Consider the following 22,209-nt stretch of genomic DNA (forward strand, 5'->3'; position numbering starts at 1 on the left):
CGGTGGCTCAGGCCACCGGGCGCCCTCCCGCTGCCCACGCCGCCCCCGTAGCCGCGTCGGACCCCTCCTGGAGCCGGTCGGCGAGCGCGCTGGTGATCGCCCGGCGGGTGGGCGCGTCGACGAAGGCCCACTGGCCGTTCGGGTTGGTCTCCAGCCAGATCCAGCGGCCGTCGGCCCGTACGGCGAAGTCGAACGCTCCGAAGAGCAGACCGAAGGCGTCGAGGTAGGCGCGCACCGCGGTGCGCACGGCGGGGGGCGTCTCGACGGGGGAGTAGCTGAGGCGGTCGTAGTCCTGGCGCCAGTCGAGGTGGTCGCCGTCGATGTCGATACGGGTGGCGAAGAGCCGGTCGCCGACGGCGGCGAGCCGGACGTCGGCGACCTTGGGCACACAGGCCTGGAACAGGTGCGGGCAGGCCGCGACACGCTCGTCGATCTCGTCGGGGGCGACGGTGCGGACCCAGATGGTGCGGGCGGCGGAGCCGGTGCCGTCCGCGCCCGTGTCGTCCGCGCCGATGTGCACGGCGTGGACCGGTTTGTAGACGGCCGGGCCGTGCCGCGCGACGAAGCGCCGGGCGGCACCGGGATCGTCGGTGATCAGGGTGGGCGGCGGGTCGAGGCCGGCCCGGGCGGCGGTGGCGAGCTGTGCGGGCTTGTATTCGGCGTCGCGGTTGCGCCAGGGATGGTTGAGGTAGAGCGCGCCGGGGAGCGAGGCGAGGACGCCGCCGTAGCCGGCGCGGGACTGCGAGGCGGCGAAACGGGCCGCGGCGGACCCGGCGTCCCGGCCGGTGCCCCCGTGCGGGGTGGGCCGGCGCCAGTAGACGGAGCGCACGGCCGAGAGGTCCAGGTCGCGGGTGGCGGTGCGCAGGGTGCCGTGCGGCCCCCGGCCGTCGAAGCGGGCCGCCATGGCGGCCCCGGCCGCGAAGTCGGTGCCCGGATCGAGCCGTACGACCGGGACGCCCCGGCCGTACAGCTCGTCCAGCACCAGATCCGCGGTGACGTCACCCAGCGAGGTCACGGCGAGGACCGGTGCGGATTCCATGTCAGTGGTACTCGTCGCCGTCTGGGTCCTGGTCGGCCATGTCATCGGCGTAGGGGGCGGGTTCGCCGTCCGCCGGCGACCGGGTGGCGGGCGGCGCGGCACACCGCCCGGCGCGCTGCTCGTCGACCGCCACGGGCCGGTCCGCCGCGTCGCGGTACCGGGTGGTCTGCGACGCGGGGTCCAACTCCGCGGACACTTCGGGCCGTTCGCCTGGCGGCGCGTAGGTGTCGAGACGCGACAGGCCCCAGGGCGTGGTCGGGTTCTGTTCCATCGGGCAGATCCCTTCGGTTGTCACGCCGCCCGTGCGGGCGGTGCGGGGCGAAGCTAGGGCCTGTCCGAACGGCCCGGCAAGCGGCGGGTGTCGGCCAGCGGACGCTTCTCGCCATCGCGGCCGGCCATGGCGGGGGAGAGGCCGGGGAACCGCGGAGCCGGGCCCGGTCGCCGCCTCACTTGCCCCCGTTGACGATCGCCCGCTTCACCGCGCCGTCCTCGACGTACCACTTCTTGAGGATCCTCGTGTACTCACCGCTCTTGATGAGGCGGTCGAGGGCCTCCCGTACGGCGTCGCGCAGGGCCGTGCCGGTCTTGGCGACCGCGATGCCGTAGGGAACGGGTTCGAGCTGCTCACCGGCGAGTTCGAGGGAGTTGCCGCCCGAGTGGGTGGCGGCGGAGTGGGCCGCGACCGGGTAGTCGCCGAGACAGGCCGCCGAGCGGCCCGTGGCGACGTCGTCGAAGACGTCGGCGGACGAGTCGAACTCCCGGAGCTTCAGCTTCCCGGGGAGCTTCCGGTCGAGCACGTCCAGGAGGTCACGCGCAGAGGAACCGCGCTGGAGGGCGACCGTCTGGCCGGACAGGTCGTCGGGGCTCTTGATGCCCTCCGGGTTGCCCTTGCGGACGACCAGGGAGAGCCCGGCCGAGAAGTAGTCGATCAGGTCGACGCCGCTGCCGGACTTCGCGCCGTCCACCCGCCCCTCCTGCCGGTCCTTGGTGTCGGACATCGCCGACATGACCAGGTCGAAGCGGCCCGCTTGCAGACCGGAGAGCAGGGTGTCGAAGGTGGCGTTCCGGAACACGAAGCGCACGCCCAGCTCGCGGCCGAGGGCGTTCGCGAGATCGACGTCGAGACCGGCGGGCCTGCCGTTGCTGGTGAAGTCCACGGGTGCGTAGGCGAGGTCGGAGCCGACGGTGACCCTGCCCTTGTCGCGGATCTCCTTCGGCAACAGGCGGGACGCCTTCCCCGTCCCGCCACCGGGCTTGTCCACGGCGCTCGTACCGCCACCGCTGCCGCCGTCCCCGCCGTCCGGCAACAGCGTCCAGACCAGCGCCCCGCCGCCGGCCACGCCCACCGCGGCGGTCAGCGCGGCGAGCACCCGGCGCCGGCTCGGCCCCGGGGACGCGGGCCCTCCGGGGGAGTGCGGCGGACCGGCCGGGGCGATGCCGTACGACCCCAGTTGCGGGGCCGGGCCGAACCGGCCCTGGGGCGCAGTGGCGGGCGGCGGGGTCACGGAGGTTCCCGCGGGCCGGGGCGCGGAGCCGTCCGGGGACCGGGGATCGCCGAGCTGCGCGGACAGCCGGCGCAGCTGTACGGCGACGGGCTCCGGCAGCCAGTCGCCGTACGGGCCCGGCGCGCCCGCCCGTACCAGGAGGGCGGGCAGACCGGGCCGCCGCTCCGGCTCCTTGGCCAGACAGTCGACCGCCAACTCCCGCAGCCCGTACGGGAGTTCGCCGAGATGCGGCTGCTCGTGCACGGCGCGGTACATGAGGATCTGCGGCTCGGCGTTCCCGAACGGGCCGCTGCCGGTCGCCGCGAACACGATCACCCCGCCGAGCGCGAACACATCCGCGGCGCCCGTGACCTTGGGGCCGGTCATGGCGAGTTGCTCGGGCGCCATGAACCCCGGGGTGCCGAGGGCGGTGCCGGTCATGGTCAGGGCCGTGTCCGCGGCGGAGTGCGCGATGCCGAAGTCGATGACGCGCGGGCCCTCGGTGGTGAGCAGGATGTTCGAGGGCTTGAGGTCGCGGTGCACCAGGCCTTGTGCATGCACCGCCCTCAGGGCCTGCAGCAGGCCCGCGGTCAGCAGCCGCACCGTGTGCTCGGGCAGTGGCCCGCAGTCGTGCACGGCGTCGCTCAGCGAGACACCCGGCACATAGCCGGTCGCCATCCAGGGGACGTCCTCGTGCGGCGCGGCGTCGACCACCGGCGCCACGAACGACCCGCCCACCCGCTGGGCGGCGGCCACCTCACGGGCGAAACGCGTCCGGAACCCCCGGTCGTCGGCGAGTTCGGGCCGCGCGGTCTTCACCGCCACCGTCTGCCCGTTCGCCGCGCGGCCGAGATAGACCCGGCCCATGCCGCCGCCCCCGAGCAGCCCGATGATCCGGAACGGGCCGATCTGCTGCGGATCGTCCTTTGCCAGCGGTCGCACCGATACCCCCACCCGTGCCAGCAGTTGTGTACGGGAGTATCCCGCACCCCGGCCCGCGGGTGACGGACGCCTCGGCCCCCCGGCCGGGGGCGTTCAGCCGGGGGGGGCGGGCGGTGCGCCGCGATCAGACCGCCGGGGCCGGGAAGGTCGGGTACTCCACCCCGGAGACGTGCTGGACGACGCGGACGACCTGGCAGGAGTAGCCGAACTCGTTGTCGTACCAGAGGTAGAGGATCGCGTTGTCGCCGTCGACCTTGGTGGCACCGGCGTCGACGATCGAGGCGTGGCGCGAGCCGATGAAGTCGCTCGACACCGCGTCGGGGGCGCTGATGAAGTCGATCTGGCGCTTGAGCGGCGAGGTCAGCGACACGTCGCGCAGGTAGTCGAGGACCTCCTCGCGGTTCGTCTCGCGCCCGAGCCGCAGGCTGAGGATCGCTATCGAGACGTCCGGCACGGGGACGCGGATCGAGCTGCCGGTGATCGGCGCCTTGAGCTCCGGCAGCGCCTTGGCGACGGCGGAGGCGGCACCGGTCTCGGTGATGACCATGTTGAGCGGCGCCGAGCGGCCGCGGCGGTCGGCCTTGTGGTAGTTGTCCAGCAGGTTCTGGTCGTTGGTAAACGAGTGGACGGTCTCCACGTGGCCGCGCAGAACGCCGTACTCGTCCGCCATCGCCTTCAGCGGCGGGACGATCGCGTTGGTGGTGCAGGAGGCGCAGGACAGGACCTGGTCGTCCGGCTTGATCGTGTCGTGGTTGACGCCGTGCACGATGTTGGGGACGTCGCCCTTGCCCGGCGCGGTCAGGACGACCTTGTCGATCCCCGGGCGCAGGTGCTTCGACAGGCCCTCGCGGTCGCGCCACTTGCCCGTGTTGTCGATCAGGATGGCGTCCTTGATGCCGTACGCCGTGTAGTCGACCTCCGACGGGTCGTTGGCGTAGATCACCTTGATCTCGTTGCCGTTGGCGATGATCGTGCTGTTCGCCTCGTCGACGGTGATCGTGCCCTGGAACTGGCCGTGGATCGAGTCACGGCGCAGCAGCGAGGCGCGCTTGACGATGTCCTGGTCGCCGCCCTGGCGGACGACGATGGCGCGCAGCCGCAGACCGTTGCCGGAGCCGGCCTTCTCGATCAGCAGCCGGGCGACGAGGCGGCCGATGCGGCCGAACCCGTAGAGGACGACGTCGCGCGGCTCACAGCGCTCGATCTTGTTGGCGTCCGTCGCGCCGGCCACGGCCTCGGCGGTGAAGGCCTCCACCGACAGACCGCGGTCGTCGGTCTTGTGCAGCGCGGCGAGCATGCCGATGTCGATCTGGGAGGGGCCGAGATCGAGCGTGGTGAGAGCCTGCAGGAACGGCAGCGTATCGGTGACCGAGAGCTCGGCGCCGGCGATCTGCCGGGCGAACCGGTGGGTCTTGAGGATGCTGACCACCGACTTGTTCACCAAGGAGCGGCTGTGCAGCAGGACGGTCACGTCCCGCTCACGGTGCAGCTTCCCGATGATCGGGATCATCGATTCCGCGATCTCCTCGCGGTTCTTCCAGTTGGTGAACGAGTCGTCGTTGACAGTCACAGGCTTATCTTTCGAGCTAGGCGGTGCTCATATGCTAACCCGCCGCCATTTTGATCGTTCAAGCGGTACCGCCAGGGAGGGACTTCTGAGTATTTGGGGCATTTGTCCGCTTCATGGTTCGCGGCCCGGCAGCCGACGGTGCGATCGCGCGTCGACCGGAGCGCCGCCCCTGGGCCGACCGGCGCTCCGGCTGGATTGTCAGTGGTCGGCTCTAGGGTTTCGGCATGGAAGCCACGGCTTTGGAACAGGTACTGCGAGAGCACCCCGACGACCGCGCCGCGTGGCGTGCGTACGGTGCCTCGCTGCGCGAACGGGGCGATGTCCGGGGCGAGTTGATCGAGCTGGAGCATCGGCGCGCAGGCGTCGTGGGCGCCGCCGAACGCCGGGAACTGGCGGACGAGATCCGGCTGTTGGGGGAGGCGCACCAGGAGGGCTGGGACGCGGAGTTGCCGTCGGAGGTGACCGTCGAGGCGCGTCGGCACGGGTTCGCCACGAAGGTCGCCGTCGAATGGTCCGACGAGGCGCCCGCCCTGATAGAGCGCGCCCTGCGAGGCCGCTTTGTCACCGCCCTGCGCATCAAGCCGGGAGCCGACCCGGAAGGCGAGGACTGGGGCAACGAAGAGGAGCACTACGACGAGAACGGGCCACTCGACCCGCCGCCCATCGAGGCCGACGCCCTCTCGACCCTCGACCTCGGCCGGATCACCGAGCTCGACCTCTCGTACTTCCGCATCGGCGACCCCGGCGCCCAGGCCCTCACGGCCGCGACCGCGAGCGGGCGGATCGAGGCGCTCGACCTGCGGTACTGCCGCATGGGCAACGCCGGGGTGGCGGCCCTCGCGGCCTCCCCGAACTTCGCCGCGGTCCGGCGCCTGCATCTGCAGCGCAACGCCGTCACCGCGGAGGGCGTGCGCTCGCTGGGCGGCTTCCGCCACCTCACCGAGCTCGACCTCCGGTACAACCGGATCGGCGAGACCGGGGCGGAGGCGCTGCTGGCGGCGCCGTTCGTCGGCTCGCTCCAGCGTCTTCTGCTGCACCGCGACGATGTCTCCGACCCGGGCGCAAGGAAACTGGCGTCCGCCCCTCAGCTCCCGACCGCCCTGCGCAGCTACTGGAGGAGCGTATGAGCGCCGCACTCCGCGACCGTTTCTTCACCCTCTCGACCGGTCAGGCCACCGACGACGAGCTGGCCCGCTACCGCGCCGAGGTCGACGCGACCGACGCCGAGCCCGCCGCGGCGCTCGACGGCCTGGGGATCTCCTGGCACCCCACCGCGCGCCACAAGGCGCTGCGCTTCATCGACGCCGAACGCATCGACCCCGAGGTGCGCGAGCTGTTCGCCAGGCCCAGCGCGGGCGCGCCGCATCTGGCCGCCGTCTTCGTCGATCCCCGCGAGCTGTCGTTCCGTACGTTCGAGAACATCGTTCCGCTGGACCGCCTGTTCGCGGACGTCCCTCTGGAGCTCGGGCTCACCGAGCCCGTGGAGCTTGCGAAGGGCGCCTACGCATCGTCGCTGCGGCTGCCGGACGAGGCCCGCGCAGTCCTGGAGCGCCTCGACGCGCTCAACCTCTACGTCCCGCCGCTCAACGCCTCCGCACGCGGCGGCGAACGCTTCATCTTCCACTCGGCGCTGCTGGCCGAGGCGCTCACCAAGGCGGTGGCGGCAGCGCTGCCCGAGGCGGTCCTCGACGGCTTCTCGCACGTCAACCCCGTGTTCCGGGGCAATCGCTTCGAGCCCGGCGACAGCAACTTCCACCACCACCGCGACACGCCCTACTACGACGCCGCCCGCGGGCACGTCTCCCGCTACACGCTCCTGCTCTACCTCACCGGCGGCTCGGCCGAGCCCGCGCTGGACCTCACCGGCGGCCCGGCGATCGCGGAGATCGAGCCCTTCACCTGCGTGATCTTCGATCAGCGGTACGAGCACGAGGGCGCGCCCTACCGCGAGGGCCGCAAGGTCTTCCTGCGCACCGAACTCGTCTTCACCGAGCCCGAGGTCACACACGATCCCGGGATCGGCGCGCTGTTCAGCAAGGCCTGCTACTGGACCGGCGAGAGCGTCTTCGCTCCCGAGCTCGCCCGCCATGCCGACGCGTACTACAACCAGGTCGCCGCGGCGCACTGGAGCGGCCCCGCCCCTGATGCCGCGCGCGAGCCGTTCGTCCACAAGCGGTTCCGCGGGGTGCATTTCATCGCGAACGGCTACGACTTCTGGTTCCCCAAAAGCGACACGCTCTCGCTCGCCGAGTGCGCCGCGATCACTCTGCTCGACTACTTCAACTGCAAACTCGGCGACACCGCTTTCCGTGACCTGTGCGACTCCGAGGTGATCGAGGCCGCAGGCGCGGACGGAGCATGGATTCCCGCCTTCCTCAAGGCCGGGGCCAAACCGGCGAATGAGGCCGCCGAGGGCAGCGATTCCCGGCGCGGCGAATCGGCCGTCGCGCCATTCGACAAGTCCGTTCTCTTCCCCGATCCGGAGGAGGCGGCGGACGACGTGTGCTGTCCCTTCCACGACGGGGGCAGATTCGACCCCACGCGCTTCGACGAGGTCACCGACCTCTACGAGCGCGCCCAGACCTTTGCGAAGGCGCACATCATGCCCGCGCCGATCCTGCTGCTCGGGGAGGATGTGGTCCTCGACCCGGAGAAGTTCGTGATCCGGGGCAACCAGATTCACGTCCTGGGCAAAGAGCCGCTGACGCCCGTGAACTTCGCCGCCTGCTGGAATTCCGGCGGAATCCCCGACAACTACATCGATGTCGCAGCCACCGTCGGCGCGGCGCACTTCCTCGTCCCGCCGATCGTCTTCACCGAGTCGGACGACTGCTACCACCTGCAGTTCGACTTCTTCCGCAACACCTGGATGGTGAAGCACCAGCAGTCGACCGTCCCCGTCCCCATGATCCGCCAGATCACCGAGGTCGATCCCGAGGAACTCGACGAGGACGAGGCCTATCCGTGGATGGACGCCGTCGATCCCGCACTGGTCACCGGCGGCTCCGGCGAGCACACGACAACCCTCTGGTGGGCCGACGACTCCCCCCTCATCGACGAGCTCTACGACTACCTCGACGAACGCGCTGACGACGAAGACTGACCGTGCCGGCGAGGGCGAGGGCGGGGGCGGGGGCGGGGGCAGTCCCCGCCCTCGTCACTGGCCCACCCTGCCGTCGACGCACTCGCGCAACAGGTCGGCGTGCCCGCAGTGCCGGGCGTACTCGTCGATCCTGTGCACCATCAGCTCGCGGACGGAGATCCGGTCCTTGCCCACCCGCTCGCCCAGGTCCGGGTGCCCGGCCAGCGCGGCGTCGGTCGCCGCCTGCTCACGCTCCAGATCGAGGTATGCGGCGTCGACCACGGCCTGCTCGGCGACGGCTCCGTCGAAGTCCGCGTCACGCTTGCCGTACAGCTTCGGCAGCGGGTCACCGTCGCTGATCCAGTTGCGCCAGTCCCGTTCCACCTCGGCGAGGTGCCGCACCAGGCCGAGCAGCGACATCGTCGACGGCGGAACCGACCGACGGGCCAGTTGCTCCGCATCCAGGCCCTGGCACTTCATCCGCAGGGTCAGGCGGTAGTTCGTCAGAAAGTCCTGCAGCGTCGCAAGCTCGCCGTCCGGAGTGGGGCCTTCGGTGTCGCGGGGGTCGTCGTCCGGATCGGCCCACATGTCGGGGTAGACGGTCGCCTGGGTCCATCGCGCGGGTTGGTCGCTCATGCCTGGCATGGTCGTCCCTGATGGCCCGAGCGCGCTACCGAGTTCTCGCGGTGAGCGCGATGGAGCGGCGAAACCAGAGGCCGGAGGGCTTGGTGAAAGCCGTTGCCCGGCAGGCGACTTGGGATCGGCCGTGGTCTCCTCGAGTGGCGCGGGGGAGGCCGAAGCTCGGAAATGGGGGCTGGGTAGGATCCGTGGTATGCCAAAACACCTGTTATTTGTGGCTCTTCTCGGGCATGGGCATGTCAACCCCACACTGCCGTTGGTCGAGGAACTCGTACGGCGTGGGCACCGGGTGGATTACGCCACCTCGGCGGAACTCTCCGACGCGGTCATCAAGGCCGGTGCACGCTGGGTGGAGCTGCCGGCACCCGGACGTATCGCGCCGCCCCGCGAGTTCGGCCCCGAGGAGTTCGGGACCTTCCTGCACCACGTCTTCACGGCGATGAGCGCGACGTACCCGGTCCTGCGGGAACACTGCGTCAACGAGTTGCCGGACGCGATCTGCTACGACACTGTGAACTGGGCGCCCCGGGTCCTCGCCGAGCAACTGGGTGTGCCCGCGGTGCGGACCATTCCGAACTTCGCCTCCAACGAATCGTATTCGCTGTTCGCCGAGTTCATCGACGGGCTCGACGAGGAGAATCCCGGTGTGGCCGCCGTGGCCGCCGCCTGCGCGGAATTCTCCGCCGAGCACGGTGTCGCGATCGATCCGGCGAACCTCCTGGACCTGACCGAGAAACTGAACCTCGTGTTCATACCCAGGGAGTTCCAGCCCGCCGGCGACACCTTCGACGAAACCTTCCACTTCGTCGGTCCCTCGCTCGGCAGCCGCGAGCATGCCGAATCGTGGTCGCCTGCCGATCCCGAAGCACCCGTCCTGTTCGTCTCGCTGGGAACGGTCTTCAACGACCGGCCCGAGTTCTACCGCACATGCATCGAGGCCTTCGGCGACGGGCCGTACCAAGTCGCCATGAGCGTGGGCGATTTGGATCCCGCCCTGCTGGGAGACATACCGTCGAACTTCGATGTCCGGCCGCGATTCCCGCAGCCGGCCGTGCTGCGGCAGACCGACGCCTTCGTCTCCCACGCCGGAATGAACTCCACAATGGAGTCCCTGTATTACGGCGTCCCGCTGATCACCGTTCCGCAGATGCCCGAGCAGGCCGCCAACGCCGGTCGGGCGCAGGAAATGGGGCTCGGTGAGCAACTGGACCCTGCCACGGTGACCGCCGAGTCGCTGCGTGCCGCGGTCACCCGAGTCGCCTCCGACTCGGAGGTACGCGCCAACCTCGACCGGATGCAGAAGGTCGTACGGCAGGGCGGCGGAGCTGCCCGCGGCGCGGATCTGATAGAGGCGTACCTCCGCTGAGGAGCGCCTTGCGGCGTCACGTGCCGTGACGCCGTGAGCTGCGGCGACGTGACGACGTGGCGACACGACGTCGTGGTCGGTGGGGCTGGGGGCGCGAGGGCGGAGCGAGGCGAATCCGGCGGCGCGCCCTCAGCCCGCGGCCCCGCCCTCATCTGGAGGTTCCCTGAGCGCCGCGCACGACGCCCCCGATGCCTGTTCCCCATCCCGGAGCTGAACCAGCTCAAGGCGTTCGAGGACCAACAGGGCGGCGACGAAGGCGACCTCGATGTCGTCGCATCCGGCCTGCGGGACCTGTTCCGTCTGCCGGCCCTCGGCGACGAGTGGTAGGCGCTCCCCGCGGCGGCCGGGCCTGCGTCCGGTGGCTCCGGCGGACATATGGGCGCAGTCTGGAAAGGGCTGGCTCGCGGTCTTCAGTGCCTGATCGGTGATCTTCGGGGCGCGGGCCCGTGACCCATTCGGCGGGCGGCCTCGATGGGCCTCTTGGCCTACTCGGGATGCGTGGGCCAGAACACCGATCAGGCTGGAGTCAACGGCAGAGCGATGCCGCTGAGCGGCGGCCCCTGCGCAGACGCCGATCGGCTGCATGCCCATGAAAAGGTGACTCGCCCATGAATGACGTGAACAAGGTTCTGCTGGCCGCGGCGGTGGCGGGTGGCTATGTGCTGGGCCGGACGAAGAAGGCCCGGTTCGCTCTCACGGCGGCCTCCTATATCGCCGGGCGTCAGATCGGGCTTGATCCGCGTCAGCTCGTTTCTCAGGGAATCCGCAAACTCGGGGAGATTCCCCAGGTCACGGAGCTGGCTGAGCAGCTGCGCGGGGAGGTCATGGACGCCGGCCGAAAGGCCGTGACGGCGGCGGCCAACCGCCGCCTGTCGTCGCTCGCTGACTCCCTCCACGAGCGGACCCTCCAGCTCGAAAGCGGTGGCGAAGAGCCGGAGGAAGAAGAGGAAGAGGAAGAGGGCGAGGAGGAGTACGCACGCGGCGAGGAGGAGCCGGAGGAGGAGTACGAGGAGGAGGAAGAGGAGCCCGAGGGGGAGTACGAGGAGGAGGGCGAAGAGGGCGAGTACGAGGAGGGGGAGGAGCCCGAGGAGGAGGAAGAAGGCGCGGAAGAGGAGGAGGAAGAGGAGCGGGAGGAAGAGCCGGAAGAAGAGTACGAAGAAGAGCCTGAGGAAGAGCCCGAGGAGCGGCCGCGGCGTCGCGCTCCCCGTGCTGCCGCGGAGCCCGCGCCGAGGAGGAAGCGTACGCCGGCAAGGCCGCCCGCCGGCCGTCGTGAAGCGACGAAGCGGGAAGCACCGGCTAAGCGGGAAGCACCGGCGAAGCGGGGTGCCCGGAAGGCGCCGGCCAAGAAGGCCGCTGGCAAGAAGGCCGCGCCGGGCAGGAAGACTGCGAAGAAGGCAGCGCCCGCAAAGAAGGCCGCGGCCAGGAAGACCGCGCCCGCCAAGAAGACCGCGGCGAAGAAGACCGCCGCCAAGAAGACGGCTGCCAAGAAGACCGCGGCCAAGAAGACGGCCGCCAAGAAGACCGCGGCCAAGAAGGCTCCTGCGAAGAAGACGGCCGCGAAGAAGACGACGGCGAAGAAGGCCGCTGCGAAGAAGACCACACCCCGAAAGGCTGTCGCCAAGAAGACGGCTGCGAAGAAGACGACCGCCAAGAAGACCGCGGCCAAGAAGGCTCCCGCGAAGAAGGCTGCCGCGCGGAAGAAGGCAGCTCCCGCCGCGAAGAAGACCGCCACGTCGGCCACCAGGAAGCCCGCCAAGAAGACGACCGCTAAGAAAACCGCGGCCAAGAAGACTGCTAAGAAAACCACAAAGAAAGCCGCAAAAAAGACATCATCGCGCGTCGAGCGCCGGAGGTAACCGGTCATGGCCAAGACGGGACAGGGCAAAGCGGACGCGGGGCTCGATCGACTGCGTGACGAGCTCGGTGACTTTGTGACGGCGTGGGTGGGAGATCTGGCCGAGAAGGCCGGCGACAAGCTGTTCGACGTGACGGACCAGCTCACCGACGTCGCCGAGAACGGCGGCTCGCTGTCCAAGATCGGCGCCAACCTCCTCGGGGGCGATTCCCCGCTCAAAGCCGTGATTTCCGGGACGGCGAAGAACGTCAAGGACAACGTGCTGGGCAAGGCCAAGGAAGTTCTGGGCGGTGGGAAGGGGCGCTCGTCGGGAGACCAGAAGGTCACCAACATCATTGAGGTGATCGACGTCGGGGTTCCCCTGCGTACGGCCTATGACCACTGGACGCAGTACGAGAAATTCAGCAGCTTCACCAAGGGCGTGCGCAGTGTCTCGGCGTCCGACGAGACGAGCAGCGACTGGAAGGCCAAGGTCGGTCCGTCGACCCGTAGCTGGAGCGCGACGATCCAGGAGCAGGTACCGGACGAACGCATTGTCTGGACTTCTGAGGGCTCCAAGGGAACGACGCGGGGCGCCGTCAGTTTCCATGAATTGGCACCCGCACTCACCCGCATCGTTCTCGTCGTCGAGTACTACCCGTCGGGATTCTTCGAGAAGACCGGAAATCTGTGGCGCGCTCAGGGACGGCGACTTCGCCTGGACCTCAAACACTTCCAGCGTTATGTCACCCTCACCGACGAGGAGCCGGACGGCTGGCGCGGCGAAATCCGCGACGGCGAGGTCGTACGGACCCATGACGAGGCCGTAGAGGAAGAAGAAGCCGAGGACTACGACCGCGAGGACGAAGAAGCCGAGGATTACGACCGCGAGGACGCCGAGGGCTACGACGACGAGGGGGAAGAGGGGGAAGAGGGCGACTGGGAAGAGGAAGGGGCAGAGGAAGAGGAGGAAGGGGAGGGGGAGGGCGAGGAGGACGAGGACGAGGGAGAGCCGGCGGAAGAGGATGAGCGATGAGCGGTGGCCGTTCCTCGCGCCTGTTTTCGTCCGGGCGGGGCCGTGACCTCGTCGGCGCCGACGGGCGTGCGGGCGAAGGGCTCGTCATGCGGGCGCTTCCGGCCGTTCCCTCGATCGACGGGCTCACGGCGGTCGTCACCGGCGGCTCGCGGGGCCTGGGGCTGCTGTTGGGGTACCAGCTGCTGCGGCGGGGCTGTGATGTCGTGCTGCTGGCCAGGGACGAGGACGAGCTCGGTCGGGCCGTCCGCAAACTGGCGCACTGCCGCGGCGGCACGGTGCGCAGCGTCGTGTGCGATGTACGGGACAGGGTCGCGGTACGCGACCGCCTCGCGGAGATCGCCGGGGACGAGCACGGCCTGGACATCGTCATCGCCAACGCCGGCATCATCCAGGTCGGCCCCGCGGAGGCGCTCGGCCCCGACGGCTTCCGCGACGCGATGGACTCGATCTTCAACGGGGCCCTCAACACCGCGTTCGCCGCGCTTCCGCACCTTCGGCGCAGCCCGGCCGGCGGCAGGCTCGCCCTCATCGGCTCCGTCGGAGGGCTGATGGCGGTGCCCCACTTGCTGCCCTACTCCTGCGCCAAGTCGGCGGTGGCCGCGCTCGCCGAAGGGCTGTACGCGGAGGAGGCGCCCCACGGGGTCACCGTGACCGGAGTCCACCCCGGGCTGATGCGCACGGGGTCGCATGTCCATGCGCTCTTCGGCGGCGACCGGCGGCGGGAGTACGCCTGGTTCTCGGCGCTGGCCGGGGCCCCGGTGCTGTCCATGAACGCCGGACGGGCGGCGGACCGCATCGTCTCCGCGGTGCAGCGGCGGCGCCCCCGTGTCGTCCTGACGCCGATGGCCAGGATCGGGGCCACCGCGCATGGCGTGGCCCCGGTGACCACGACCCGGCTGCTGTCGGCGGTCGGCCGGGTGCTGCCGCGTGACGGAGGCCGCGGGACGGCCGATGGCGGGACGGTCAGGGCCCAGGACCAGCCGCCGGCCCGACGGCTCCGCGGTGTGCTCGGTGCCCTCAACGAACGGGCGGCCGATCACTTCAATCAGCGCTGAGGGCTTCTTCAGTAAGCGCTGAGGGCTCCTTCAGTGCCGGAAGGTGTCCTTGCCCCTTTCCATTGCGTGCTTCACTTTGCCCTTGACCTTCTCGGCCTTGCCCTTTCGCTCCATGCTTTCGTCCCCCGTGACCTTGCCCGCTATTTCCTTGGCCTTTCCGGCGACCATTTCGCCGATGTTCCTGGTCTTCTTTCCGATGCCCATGACGTGCCCCTTTCAGGGTCATTCGGGTGGTGGCAGCAGAGTTCCGAGAGGGCCGAGATCCAAATTGAGATCTTGCATCGAAAGGTCGTATCGCGCGCAGAGTTCCATCATACGGTCGTGCAGAATCATCAGCGTTGCTCCGAGGCGTTCCTCCTGTTCCTCGGTGAGGTCGCCGGCGTCGACCCGCTGCAGGGCCTGGCGCTCCATGAGCTGCCGCAGCAGCTCGACGAGGGTCAGCACGAGCTTGATCAGGTCCCGTTCCACCGTGTCGGGATCGGTGGTGACCCGGCGGGCCGGCCTCGGCGCCTGCCCGCTGCCGGGGGACGGGGCGTCCTGCGGCGCCGCGGGCAGCAGCCGGAAGGCGCGGGTGGCCGCGTCGGCCACGTCGTCGAAGCGGTTGACGGGCGGGCCGTGCTCATCGGCCGTGGCGTTCTCAGGGGGCATGGTCGTCCCGTTCGGGGGGTGGGAGAGCGCGCCACGGGGACGGATTCCGTTCGCTGATGGACACGATCAGCGCGCGCAGGGAGATCCGTACCAGGTCGATATCGGCGATGGAGAGCACGACGTCACCGGTGAGGACCACACCGCCGCTGAGCAGCCGGTCCAGCAGGTCGATCAGAGCGATCTGCCGTTCCGGCAGCGGTTCCTCCGCCGTGGCCGGCGGCCCGCCCGCCGCTCTCACGGCGCGGCTCTCCCGACCGGTCCGGGCTCGGCGGGGGTGGCGAAGGAGTACGGGGCCCAGGGCCCGGTGACCTCGACGCGCACGCCGCTGTGTCCTTCGGCGGCCCGCAGGACCTCGGTGCGGAAGCTCTCGGCGTGCCGCTGCGGCACGAGGTAGGCGTCGTTGATGACGTTCTCCCCCGGCCCTCGGGCGAGTTCGCCCTGCTGGGGGCGGTGCTGGACCCGGTCGACCGCATAGCCGCGGGCCGCCTCCTCGATGCGCCGGGCTGCCTCTTCGGCGTCCCGGTAGGCGTCCTCGCGGGCGTGCCGCTGGGCCCTGCGGCGGCTGAGGTAGGCCCGTCCGGGGCTCAGGTCCGGGTCGGCGGCCGGCTCCGCCGGCTGGGCGGCCGCCGGGGCCTCCACGTAGATCTTGACGCCCCACTCCACATGCGCGGCCAGGCGGGAGAGCCGGTCCGCGAACGCCTCCCGCCGGGCCTGGAGCATGAGCCGCACCCGCTCGTCGTCGAGGTAGACCGTGGCCAGCCGGAGCGGCAGGACGGTCGTACGGGCGGCCAGCGCCTCGATCACCCGGTGGTGCGCGCGGGCGACCGACTCCAGCCACTCCAGATCCTCCAGATGGGCGCGCAGCGCGGCCTCCTCGAAGTCCTGCCCGGGGACCGGGCTCACCGCGACCACCACCTCGCCGAGGTGCCCCTCGCGCACCAGATGGACGGGCGAGTCCGCGACTCCGAGGAGCCCGGACAGCGTCTCCTCCAGTGCTCCGTCGTCGTCCCGCGCGACGGCGTACGCGTAGCTGACGGACCCGGTCATGACTCGTCCCGCCGCTTGCCGCGGGGGCCGGGCTCGGTCCGCTGGGCGCGCGAGGTGCGGCGGGGTGCGGCGCGCCGGCTCTTCTGCTCCTCGCGACGGCTCTCCTCGTCCCCGCCCTCGTCCCCGCCCTCGTCCTCGTCCTCGGCCGCGGGCAGCTCGCTGCTCTCGCGCAGCGCGGCGATCTCGGCCCTCAGCTGTTTGTTCTCCTCCGCCAGGGAGCGGTAGCCGTCGGAGGCCCGGGACGACAGCGAGGGGTCGTGCTCCCACCAGTCGATGCCCATCTCCTTCGCCTTGTCCACCGAGGCGACCAGCAGGCGCAGCTTGACGGTGAGCAGCTCGATGTCCAGGAGGTTGATCTGGATGTCGCCCGCGATGACGATGCCCTTGTCCAGCACCCGCTCCAGGATGTCGGCGAGGTTGGCCGACGATCCCTGGCCGTACGGCGTCGCCCTGGACGGCATGTCGCCGAGTCTCCTGGCGACGGGTTCGTTCACGGCCGCTGCACCTCGATTCCGCGGTCTCCTCCCGCCCCGGCGGACTGATCCGGCACCGCTGCGTGGCCGCGGCCGTCACCCGCCGCCGGTGGCCCGGGTATGGGCCCTGATCTCCTCCAGCCGGTCCAGCAGTTCGTCCTCCCGCCGGTCGAAGGTCTCCTCATCGATCTCTCCCGCCAGTAGCGCCCGTTCCAGTTGGGCGAGTTCGCGCTGGATGGGCGCGGGGTCGTAGTACTCGTTCTCCGCCGCCTCGACCACGCGCTCCACGACCCAGGCCACACCGCGTACGGGGGCGAGCGGAAGGGTGGCGAGATGGGTGAACAGGCCGGCCATGAGGACTCCTCGGGCGCGCTAGACGAAGCTGTAGGCGGGTAGCGGTCCGCGCAACCGCAGGTCGAAGTCGCCGCCGAGCTCGTCGGCGAGGTGCTTCTCCGCGGTGCGGAAGCCGTCGTCGTTGTCGCCGTCCACCAGGAACGACACACTCAGGAAGTCGTCCCCGGTCGCCTCCGACACGCGCTCCTCGCGGGCGAAGCCGCGCAGCGCCTCCAGGATCATGACGGCGAACTGGTCCTGGCGTGCCTGTACTTCCTTGGCGACGAACTCGCCGAGGGCCAAGGGCAGGTCCGGGCCGCCGCTGCCGCTCCTGATCTGCTCGTTGAGCCCGCGCGCCTCGTCGGAGTCCAGCAGGATCTGGCGCAGCAGCGCCTCCTCGTCCTGGGCGGCCCTCAGGTGGTATTCGACGCAGTCCTTCAGCGCCCGCAGCCGTTCGGTGAACTCTGCCGCGCGCTGTGCCAGTACTTCCTGGACGGCGCCGTCATCCGGGGCCGTGAAGCCGAACTGCAGCGGCAGCACCGTGCCGTCGGCCATCAGCCGTTCCTGGACGGCCTGATGAGCGCCGAGGTCATGGCGTTTGGGACGGAGGTCCTCGGGAGCCTCGCTGACGATCGCGGTGAGTTCCCCGCTGGTCACCGTGCGGAGGTCGGACGGCGGATCGCCCACCCCGTCCAGGCCGTCCAGACGCTGCGGATGCTCGGTCGCCACGATGGAGTAGACGTACACGGCCATGGTTCATTCCTTCCGGCGCCGGACCGGCCGACGAGCCGGCCGTTCGCGCTTCTCCGCGTGCTCGTGCTCCTTGCGACGTTCCCCGGACTCCTCCTCGTCCTCGCCACCGCCCCCGCCCTTGACGGCGTCGGCCACCGCCTCGGCGGCTCCGCTCAGGGCGCCCTTCGCCTTGCCGTGGGATCCGCCTTCGGTCACCTCGCCGACCAGGTCGGTCAGCTCCTGGGGCTTCTTGCGCCCGGACTCCAGATCGAGCCGGTTGCAGGCCTCGGCGAAGCGCAGATAGGTGTCGACGCTCGCGACGACCACGCGGGCATCGACCTTGAGGATCTCGATGCCCACCAGTGACACCCGCGCGAAGACATCGATGACCAGACCGCGGTCGAGGATCAGATCGAGTACGTCGTAGAGGTTCCCGCTGCCGCCTCCCGCGGCGCCTTGGGAAATGGTTCCTCCGCCTTGTGGCACCACTGTCATGGTGCCTCCCTTCACCGGCCCGCCCTGCCGTCGCAAGGCGGCCGTCGTCGTTCACCCGGCGAACGCCGCTGGTGGCACCCCGCGATGCTAGGCACGCGGATCGATCTGTCCTCGCGTGTAGCGGCGGGTGCGTTCGTACGCCAGCAGCTCGCCCTCCTTGTCCAGCGTCACCCGGTAGCTCGCCATCACGCTGGTGGTCCCGGGGACACGTTCGAGCTCCAGGACTTCCACGTCCGCCTGCCAGCCGTCCTCCGTCGGTTTCACCGCGGAGACGGACTCGGGGGCCCGCCCCAGAAGCTCCTGGAGCTGTTCCGCCGCGTACCGCATGGCGCGCGGCGCCGAAACGCGGCGGGCCGCGCGTTTCGTCTCACCCTCGCTCGTCCGGCTGCCGGCCCGCTCGGTGCCGGTCTTGCCGACGGCCTTCTTGGCGGCCTTCTTCACCGGCTTCCCGCTGGACGGACGCCGGACTCGCGCCGTGTCGTCCTCTTCGCCTGCGGCCATGTTCCCTCTCCGGAATCGGAGACGACATGCTGCCCGCGCCACATTCACAAGGCGCCATTACATGATATACGGCACGAGATAACCGCATCTCGGGCATAACGACAGCCCCTTCGGCTCTCGATGCTCCTGACATCGCCGCAGCGGGCGTACGGCTACGCCCTCGATGCGGCCGTTTCGTCCGATATCGGGCAGTCTTGGGGGTATGGGTATTCACAATCCGGACGCGGAGCCGGACCGCACTCCCGGTCTCGGTCCCGGCGGCGGGGTGCCACCGGGAGAGACCCCGCCGGGCGAGGACAGCACGGGTGCGGAGACCGGCCCCCGCGACGCACAGACAAAGGGCTGGGCCAAGGGCCCGGTCATCATCCTCGGCATCCTCGTCGTGCTCTGCGCGGTGTTCTTCATCGCCTACGCGGTGAGCGTGGCGATGTGACCGCCCGGCGGCGCCGCGGGAGCGCGGCGCCGGCCGATCCTGCGAGCACGCCGTCGGATCAGGGGTTCTGAGGGTCGACGCCCGTGCTGGCCTCGGCGTCGCGGCCCCCGCTGGGCCGGCGCGCGGGACCCTTCGGGCCCATGTCCCGCATCCCCTTCTCGTCGGACTCGGCGGCCCGCCGCTCGCCCCGGCGCGAGTCGCTCTTGACCTCGCTGGCCGGCGGCACCTTCTCCTTCTTCCGGTGCTTGGTCACGTCTGCTCCCTGGGTCGCACGGCGCATCGCCGGCCCACGGCGCCGGCCACACCCTGCGCAGCGCGACCGCTACCAGGACGCCACCTGCGCCGCCCGTGCCGGAGACGCTCGTACCTCCAGGCTGAGGGCCCACGGAACCATCCGCATCTCCGCCCCGCCGTGACACCGCCGCACCCGCCGGGGCCACACCTCGCCACACCTCGCCACACGTCGTCACCCCTGGTCCGCCACCAGGACCCTGACCGTGTCGTCCGGCGGCGCGCTCCACCGGAACGTCCTCCACACGACCGAAGAAGGCGTCGCGCGGCAGACACCTCTGCTCCAGCCGCAGGGCCCGGGGCGCGGGGACGTCGACCGTGGGGGCGGGAGGGAGCTGTGCAGCGGCGGTCGCGACGGCCCTGAGCGCCTCCAGCAGGACCTCCGCCGTCTCCTGGTCGTCGGCATGGGTGAGCTGGGTGTTGATGCGGCGGTGGTCGGCGAGGTGGACGTCCACCCGCCGGTGCTCGCGCAGCCAGTCCGCCACCTGGTATCCCGTCGTGCCGAGTCCGCTGACGTCGATGACGACGGGAAGCGGATCGAAGTCGTCCGCCAGTCCGGGTCCACAGAAGTCCGCGCGGTCGTGTACGTGCAGCCCTTCGATCCGCTCGATCGCCGCCCGGGTCCTGGCCGCCAGGCTCAGGGCACGGTCCATCAGGTCCCTGCCGTGCTGGGCCATCTGCCGGCGCCAGCCGTCGAGTCCGGCATAGATCAGCACGGAGGGGCTGGTCGTACCCAGCAGGTCGGCGCGGGTCTTGAGCAGTGCCGGGTCGATCAGGTCGCCTTGGAGATGGAAGACGGAGCCCTGTTCCAGCCCGCTGCCCATCTTGTGGATGCTGGTCACACAGACGTCCGCACCCGCGTCCATGGCCCAGGCGGGCAGGTCGGGGTGGAAGGGCAGATGTGCCCCCCATGCCTCGTCGACGATCAGCGGCCGGCCCCGGCGGTGGCAGACGTCCGCGAGGGACCGGAGGTCCGCGCAGCTGCCGTACGGGGTCGGGCTGGTGACCAGGGCCCCCTTCGCGTCCGGGTGGGCGGCGAAGGCCCGCTCGAAGTCCTCCGCGGACGGCGGGTGGGCCAGGTGCCGTTCGGCGTCCCACCGGGGGTCCACCCACACGGGGCGGATGCCGGCGAGGATCAGACCGGAGACGACGGACTTGTGCGCGTCCCGGCCGATCAGCAGCTCTTCGTGCGGGCAGGCCACGGAGAGCATCGCGGCCTTCACCGACAGGGAACTCCCGCAGGTCGAGAAGAACGTGTGGGAGGCGTGCACCGCGTCTGCCATCAGCTTCTCGGCACGTTCCAGGACCTTGTTCCGGGTACGCCGGTCGTCCAGGCCGCCCGAGGCCAGCACATCGCCGTAGAAGACCACGTCGCCCAGCACCTCACGTACCCGCGGATCGGCACCTCGCGCCTGTTTGTGGCCGGGAGGACTGAACGGCAGCCGGCCCGGCGCGTGGTAGCGCGCGAGAGCTTCCAGTACGGGGGCTTGGCTGTGGTCGGCAGACATGGCACACGGGTTCCCGATGCCGGGTGCGACTAACCCGGTCCCGGCGCGGGGACGACCGGTCCGGCCGCCCGGCGCGGGGTGAGCGCCGGACGGTGACCACTCGTCAGGTGACGGTGCGCCCCAGGTAGGCGGCCAGCCGGTCGAGCGGACCCGCGTCCTCGGGCACCGGTTGCGGCGGGGCGAAGGAGCCCCCGGCCGTACGGGGCAGATCGCCGTAGATCTCGCGTACGACGGGGAGGGCGGCCTCGGCGAGTCGCTGCACGCCCTCGTAGGGGCGCCCCACGGCGCGGGCCAGGTCCCAGCCGTGGATCAGCATCTCGATCACGAGCTGCTCGACGAGCCGTCGCCCGGGAGCGGGGCCGTAGCGCTGTTCGAGCATGCCGGGCCGGCCGAAGGCCGACAGCGCGGCGCGGGAGGCGCCACGGAAGGCCTCGATGTGGTCGTCCCCGAGGTGGTCGGCGGTGAAGTCGGAGCGGGGCGCGCCGTCGGCCAGGCCGGCCCAGAGCAGGTTCTCCCAGACCAGGTGGTCGAGGAGGGTGCGTACGTCCCAGTCGGCGCACGGCGTCGGCCGGTCGAACTGGTCCCGATCCACCGCGGAGACAAGGGCGTTGACGGCGTCCAGGACGCTCTCGCAGGCATGGAGTACCCCGGCCGTCCCCCATGCGTCCTCCCCGGTGTCGTAGATCCCGCCGAGTTCCGCGGCGCGCGCACCGGGCGCGGGGTTGGCCCGCAGCGCCGTCCTCAGCCATTGGCCGGCCGCCGCCATGCTCGGCCGGGTCGGTTGGCCGTTGATGACGCACAGCAGGTACCAGTACCGCTCGACGTGCGTGTCGGAGGCGACGTCGAGTTGTTCCAGCAGCAGCCGTCTGGCCTGCGCACCGTCGCCGAGCGGCCGGCCGGCCGTCGCGGGCTGGGTGGGGAGCCAGGCCGCGACGACTGCCGCGACGACGGCGTCGGCCGCCGGTGAGTCCGGTGCGAGGCCCTGCTCGCGGGCCGCCCGGACCCGCCGCAGCCAGTCGTCCGTGACCCGCTCCGCCGCGCGCAGCGCGGTCGCGTCGTGTTCTCCCGGGTGGTGTTCGGCGGCGTACCGGGCCATCCGCCGCATACCGGCGCGCAGGGCCGGATCCTTGACGAGTTCGCCGAGTTCGAGCCAGGCGTCGACCTGCTCGTCGGTGGGGTCGGCGGGGAGGTCCGGGGCGGCCGCCAGCAGGCCCCGCCGGTAGGTGGGGACATCCAGCGCGCCCAGGGTTTCGGTGACGAAGTCGTGGATGACGGTGCGGCGTTCGGCGGCGGACATGCGCGCCAGCTCGGTCATGGTGGTGAGCCCCTCGGCAGTGGTGTCGCGGCGGGTGACGGAGCGCAGCACGGCCTGCTGCGACCGCAGTGTGCGGATCTGCGCCTCCAGCGCGTCGATATGCGTCGCGGCCACCTGTGCCAGGGTGTCCTCGCGCTCCAGTACGTCCCGGATCGCCGCCAGGCTCAGCCCCAGCCCCCGCAGCGTCTGCGCCAGCTGCAGACGGGCCAGGGCCTCGGTGCCGTAGAGCCGGTAGCCGGCCGGGGTCCGGCGGGCCGGGGGCACCACTCCGATGTCGGACCAGTGCCGGATCAGCTTCACCGTCAGCCCGGTCTTGCGGGCCGCCTCTCCGATGCTCCAGAAGGTGTCGTCGTCGACGTGCATGCCCTCACCCTCGGGTCTCCCAT

23 protein-coding genes and 1 pseudogene are annotated in these 22,209 nt (G+C 70.7%); 7 read left to right on the forward strand and 17 right to left on the reverse strand.

What is annotated here, in order from left to right; all coding sequences use genetic code 11:
- Positions 1–7: 7 nt before the first annotated feature.
- The 4 genes from tgmB to ACWD6P_RS06605 form a co-directional block, all read right to left on the reverse strand.
- Positions 8–1,039, reverse strand: coding sequence for an ATP-grasp ribosomal peptide maturase (gene tgmB / locus ACWD6P_RS06590; protein ID WP_451442922.1), 1,032 nt, complete (start codon positions 1,037–1,039; stop codon positions 8–10).
- Between the two features lies 1 nt (position 1,040).
- Positions 1,041–1,310 (reverse strand): putative ATP-grasp-modified RiPP, encoded by a 270-nt coding sequence (gene tgmA / locus ACWD6P_RS06595; protein ID WP_451442923.1) that lies wholly within the window; start codon positions 1,308–1,310, stop codon positions 1,041–1,043.
- Between the two features lie 175 nt (positions 1,311–1,485).
- On the reverse strand, positions 1,486–3,477 hold the full coding sequence (locus ACWD6P_RS06600) for a protein kinase domain-containing protein (protein ID WP_451442924.1): 1,992 nt from the start codon (positions 3,475–3,477) through the stop codon (positions 1,486–1,488).
- 112 nt (positions 3,478–3,589) lie between these two features.
- Positions 3,590–5,035 carry a glyceraldehyde-3-phosphate dehydrogenase gene (locus ACWD6P_RS06605; RefSeq protein ID WP_451442925.1) on the reverse strand — a complete coding sequence of 482 codons (1,446 nt, stop codon included), beginning with the start codon at positions 5,033–5,035 and terminating at the stop codon, positions 3,590–3,592.
- Positions 5,036–5,259: 224 nt separating this feature from the next.
- Between ACWD6P_RS06605 and ACWD6P_RS06610 the strand changes: the two genes are divergently transcribed.
- Entirely contained in the window at positions 5,260–6,162 is a 903-nt protein-coding gene (locus ACWD6P_RS06610; protein WP_451442926.1) for a hypothetical protein, read from the forward strand.
- Complete coding sequence (locus ACWD6P_RS06615) at positions 6,159–8,138, forward strand: hypothetical protein (protein ID WP_451442927.1); 1,980 nt, start codon at positions 6,159–6,161, stop codon at positions 8,136–8,138. Before ACWD6P_RS06610 ends, ACWD6P_RS06615 begins: the two co-directional genes overlap by 4 nt.
- Before the next feature lie 54 nt (positions 8,139–8,192).
- On the opposite strand, the gene ACWD6P_RS06620 is transcribed toward ACWD6P_RS06615, so the two are convergent.
- A complete protein-coding gene (locus ACWD6P_RS06620; protein ID WP_451442928.1) occupies positions 8,193–8,762 on the reverse strand; it encodes a DinB family protein in 570 nt (189 codons plus the stop codon).
- Between the two features lie 187 nt (positions 8,763–8,949).
- Here ACWD6P_RS06620 and ACWD6P_RS06625 point away from each other — a divergent pair, with 187 nt between their 5' ends.
- Positions 8,950–10,122 (forward strand): macrolide family glycosyltransferase, encoded by a 1,173-nt coding sequence (locus tag ACWD6P_RS06625; RefSeq protein ID WP_451442929.1) that lies wholly within the window; start codon positions 8,950–8,952, stop codon positions 10,120–10,122.
- A 129-nt stretch (positions 10,123–10,251) separates the two neighbouring features.
- Here ACWD6P_RS06625 and ACWD6P_RS06630 read toward each other — a convergent pair whose 3' ends face one another.
- Positions 10,252–10,497: a hypothetical protein gene (locus tag ACWD6P_RS06630; protein ID WP_451442930.1), complete on the reverse strand. Its 246-nt coding sequence runs from the start codon at positions 10,495–10,497 to the stop codon at positions 10,252–10,254.
- A 233-nt stretch (positions 10,498–10,730) separates the two neighbouring features.
- On the opposite strand from ACWD6P_RS06630, the gene ACWD6P_RS06635 reads away from it, so the two are divergent.
- The 3 genes from ACWD6P_RS06635 (at position 10,731) to ACWD6P_RS06645 (ending at position 14,047) form a co-directional block, all read left to right on the forward strand.
- Entirely contained in the window at positions 10,731–11,978 is a 1,248-nt protein-coding gene (locus ACWD6P_RS06635) for a histone protein (protein ID WP_451442931.1), read from the forward strand.
- Positions 11,979–11,984: 6 nt separating this feature from the next.
- Complete coding sequence (locus tag ACWD6P_RS06640) at positions 11,985–12,992, forward strand: SRPBCC family protein (protein ID WP_451442932.1); 1,008 nt, start codon at positions 11,985–11,987, stop codon at positions 12,990–12,992.
- 86 nt (positions 12,993–13,078) lie between these two features.
- Positions 13,079–14,047: an SDR family NAD(P)-dependent oxidoreductase gene (locus tag ACWD6P_RS06645; protein WP_451442960.1), complete on the forward strand. Its 969-nt coding sequence runs from the start codon at positions 13,079–13,081 to the stop codon at positions 14,045–14,047.
- 30 nt (positions 14,048–14,077) lie between these two features.
- Here the strand turns inward: ACWD6P_RS06645 and ACWD6P_RS06650 are convergent, their stop codons facing one another.
- The 9 genes from ACWD6P_RS06650 to ACWD6P_RS06690 form a co-directional block, all read right to left on the reverse strand.
- Positions 14,078–14,251, reverse strand: coding sequence for a CsbD family protein (locus ACWD6P_RS06650; RefSeq protein ID WP_451442933.1), 174 nt, complete (start codon positions 14,249–14,251; stop codon positions 14,078–14,080).
- Positions 14,252–14,269: 18 nt separating this feature from the next.
- Positions 14,270–14,695 carry a gas vesicle protein K gene (locus ACWD6P_RS06655; RefSeq protein WP_451442934.1) on the reverse strand — a complete coding sequence of 142 codons (426 nt, stop codon included), beginning with the start codon at positions 14,693–14,695 and terminating at the stop codon, positions 14,270–14,272.
- The gene (locus ACWD6P_RS06660) at positions 14,685–14,933 is read right to left on the reverse strand and encodes a gas vesicle protein (protein WP_451442935.1); all 249 of its coding nucleotides are present in this window, start codon (positions 14,931–14,933) and stop codon (positions 14,685–14,687) included. Before ACWD6P_RS06660 ends, ACWD6P_RS06655 begins: the two co-directional genes overlap by 11 nt.
- The gene (locus ACWD6P_RS06665; protein WP_451442936.1) at positions 14,930–15,742 is read right to left on the reverse strand and encodes a GvpL/GvpF family gas vesicle protein; all 813 of its coding nucleotides are present in this window, start codon (positions 15,740–15,742) and stop codon (positions 14,930–14,932) included. The genes ACWD6P_RS06660 and ACWD6P_RS06665 overlap by 4 nt, the downstream gene beginning before the upstream one ends.
- A complete protein-coding gene (locus ACWD6P_RS06670; RefSeq protein WP_451442937.1) occupies positions 15,739–16,236 on the reverse strand; it encodes a gas vesicle protein in 498 nt (165 codons plus the stop codon). Before ACWD6P_RS06670 ends, ACWD6P_RS06665 begins: the two co-directional genes overlap by 4 nt.
- 75 nt (positions 16,237–16,311) lie before the next feature.
- A complete protein-coding gene (locus ACWD6P_RS06675; RefSeq protein ID WP_451442938.1) occupies positions 16,312–16,569 on the reverse strand; it encodes a gas vesicle protein GvpG in 258 nt (85 codons plus the stop codon).
- Positions 16,570–16,587: 18 nt separating this feature from the next.
- A complete protein-coding gene (locus ACWD6P_RS06680; RefSeq protein ID WP_451442939.1) occupies positions 16,588–17,301 on the reverse strand; it encodes a GvpL/GvpF family gas vesicle protein in 714 nt (237 codons plus the stop codon).
- Between the two features lie 3 nt (positions 17,302–17,304).
- The gene (locus tag ACWD6P_RS06685; protein WP_451442940.1) at positions 17,305–17,775 is read right to left on the reverse strand and encodes a gas vesicle structural protein GvpA; all 471 of its coding nucleotides are present in this window, start codon (positions 17,773–17,775) and stop codon (positions 17,305–17,307) included.
- 87 nt (positions 17,776–17,862) lie between these two features.
- Positions 17,863–18,276, reverse strand: a complete 414-nt coding sequence (locus ACWD6P_RS06690) for a gas vesicle protein GvpO (protein WP_451442941.1) — start codon at positions 18,274–18,276, stop codon at positions 17,863–17,865.
- A gap of 202 nt (positions 18,277–18,478) precedes the next feature.
- Here ACWD6P_RS06690 and ACWD6P_RS06695 point away from each other — a divergent pair, with 202 nt between their 5' ends.
- Positions 18,479–18,709, forward strand: coding sequence for a DUF6480 family protein (locus ACWD6P_RS06695; protein ID WP_451442942.1), 231 nt, complete (start codon positions 18,479–18,481; stop codon positions 18,707–18,709).
- 500 nt (positions 18,710–19,209) lie between these two features.
- Here ACWD6P_RS06695 and ACWD6P_RS06700 read toward each other — a convergent pair.
- Both ACWD6P_RS06700 and ACWD6P_RS06705 read right to left on the reverse strand, forming a co-directional pair.
- Positions 19,210–20,508: pseudogene (locus ACWD6P_RS06700) on the reverse strand (aminotransferase class I/II-fold pyridoxal phosphate-dependent enzyme); the annotation flags it as partial.
- Positions 20,509–20,611: 103 nt separating this feature from the next.
- Positions 20,612–22,186 (reverse strand): TIGR03086 family metal-binding protein, encoded by a 1,575-nt coding sequence (locus tag ACWD6P_RS06705; protein ID WP_451442943.1) that lies wholly within the window; start codon positions 22,184–22,186, stop codon positions 20,612–20,614.
- Positions 22,187–22,209 lie beyond the last annotated feature (23 nt).

It is taken from the genome of Streptomyces sp. NPDC002446, from assembly GCF_053595675.1.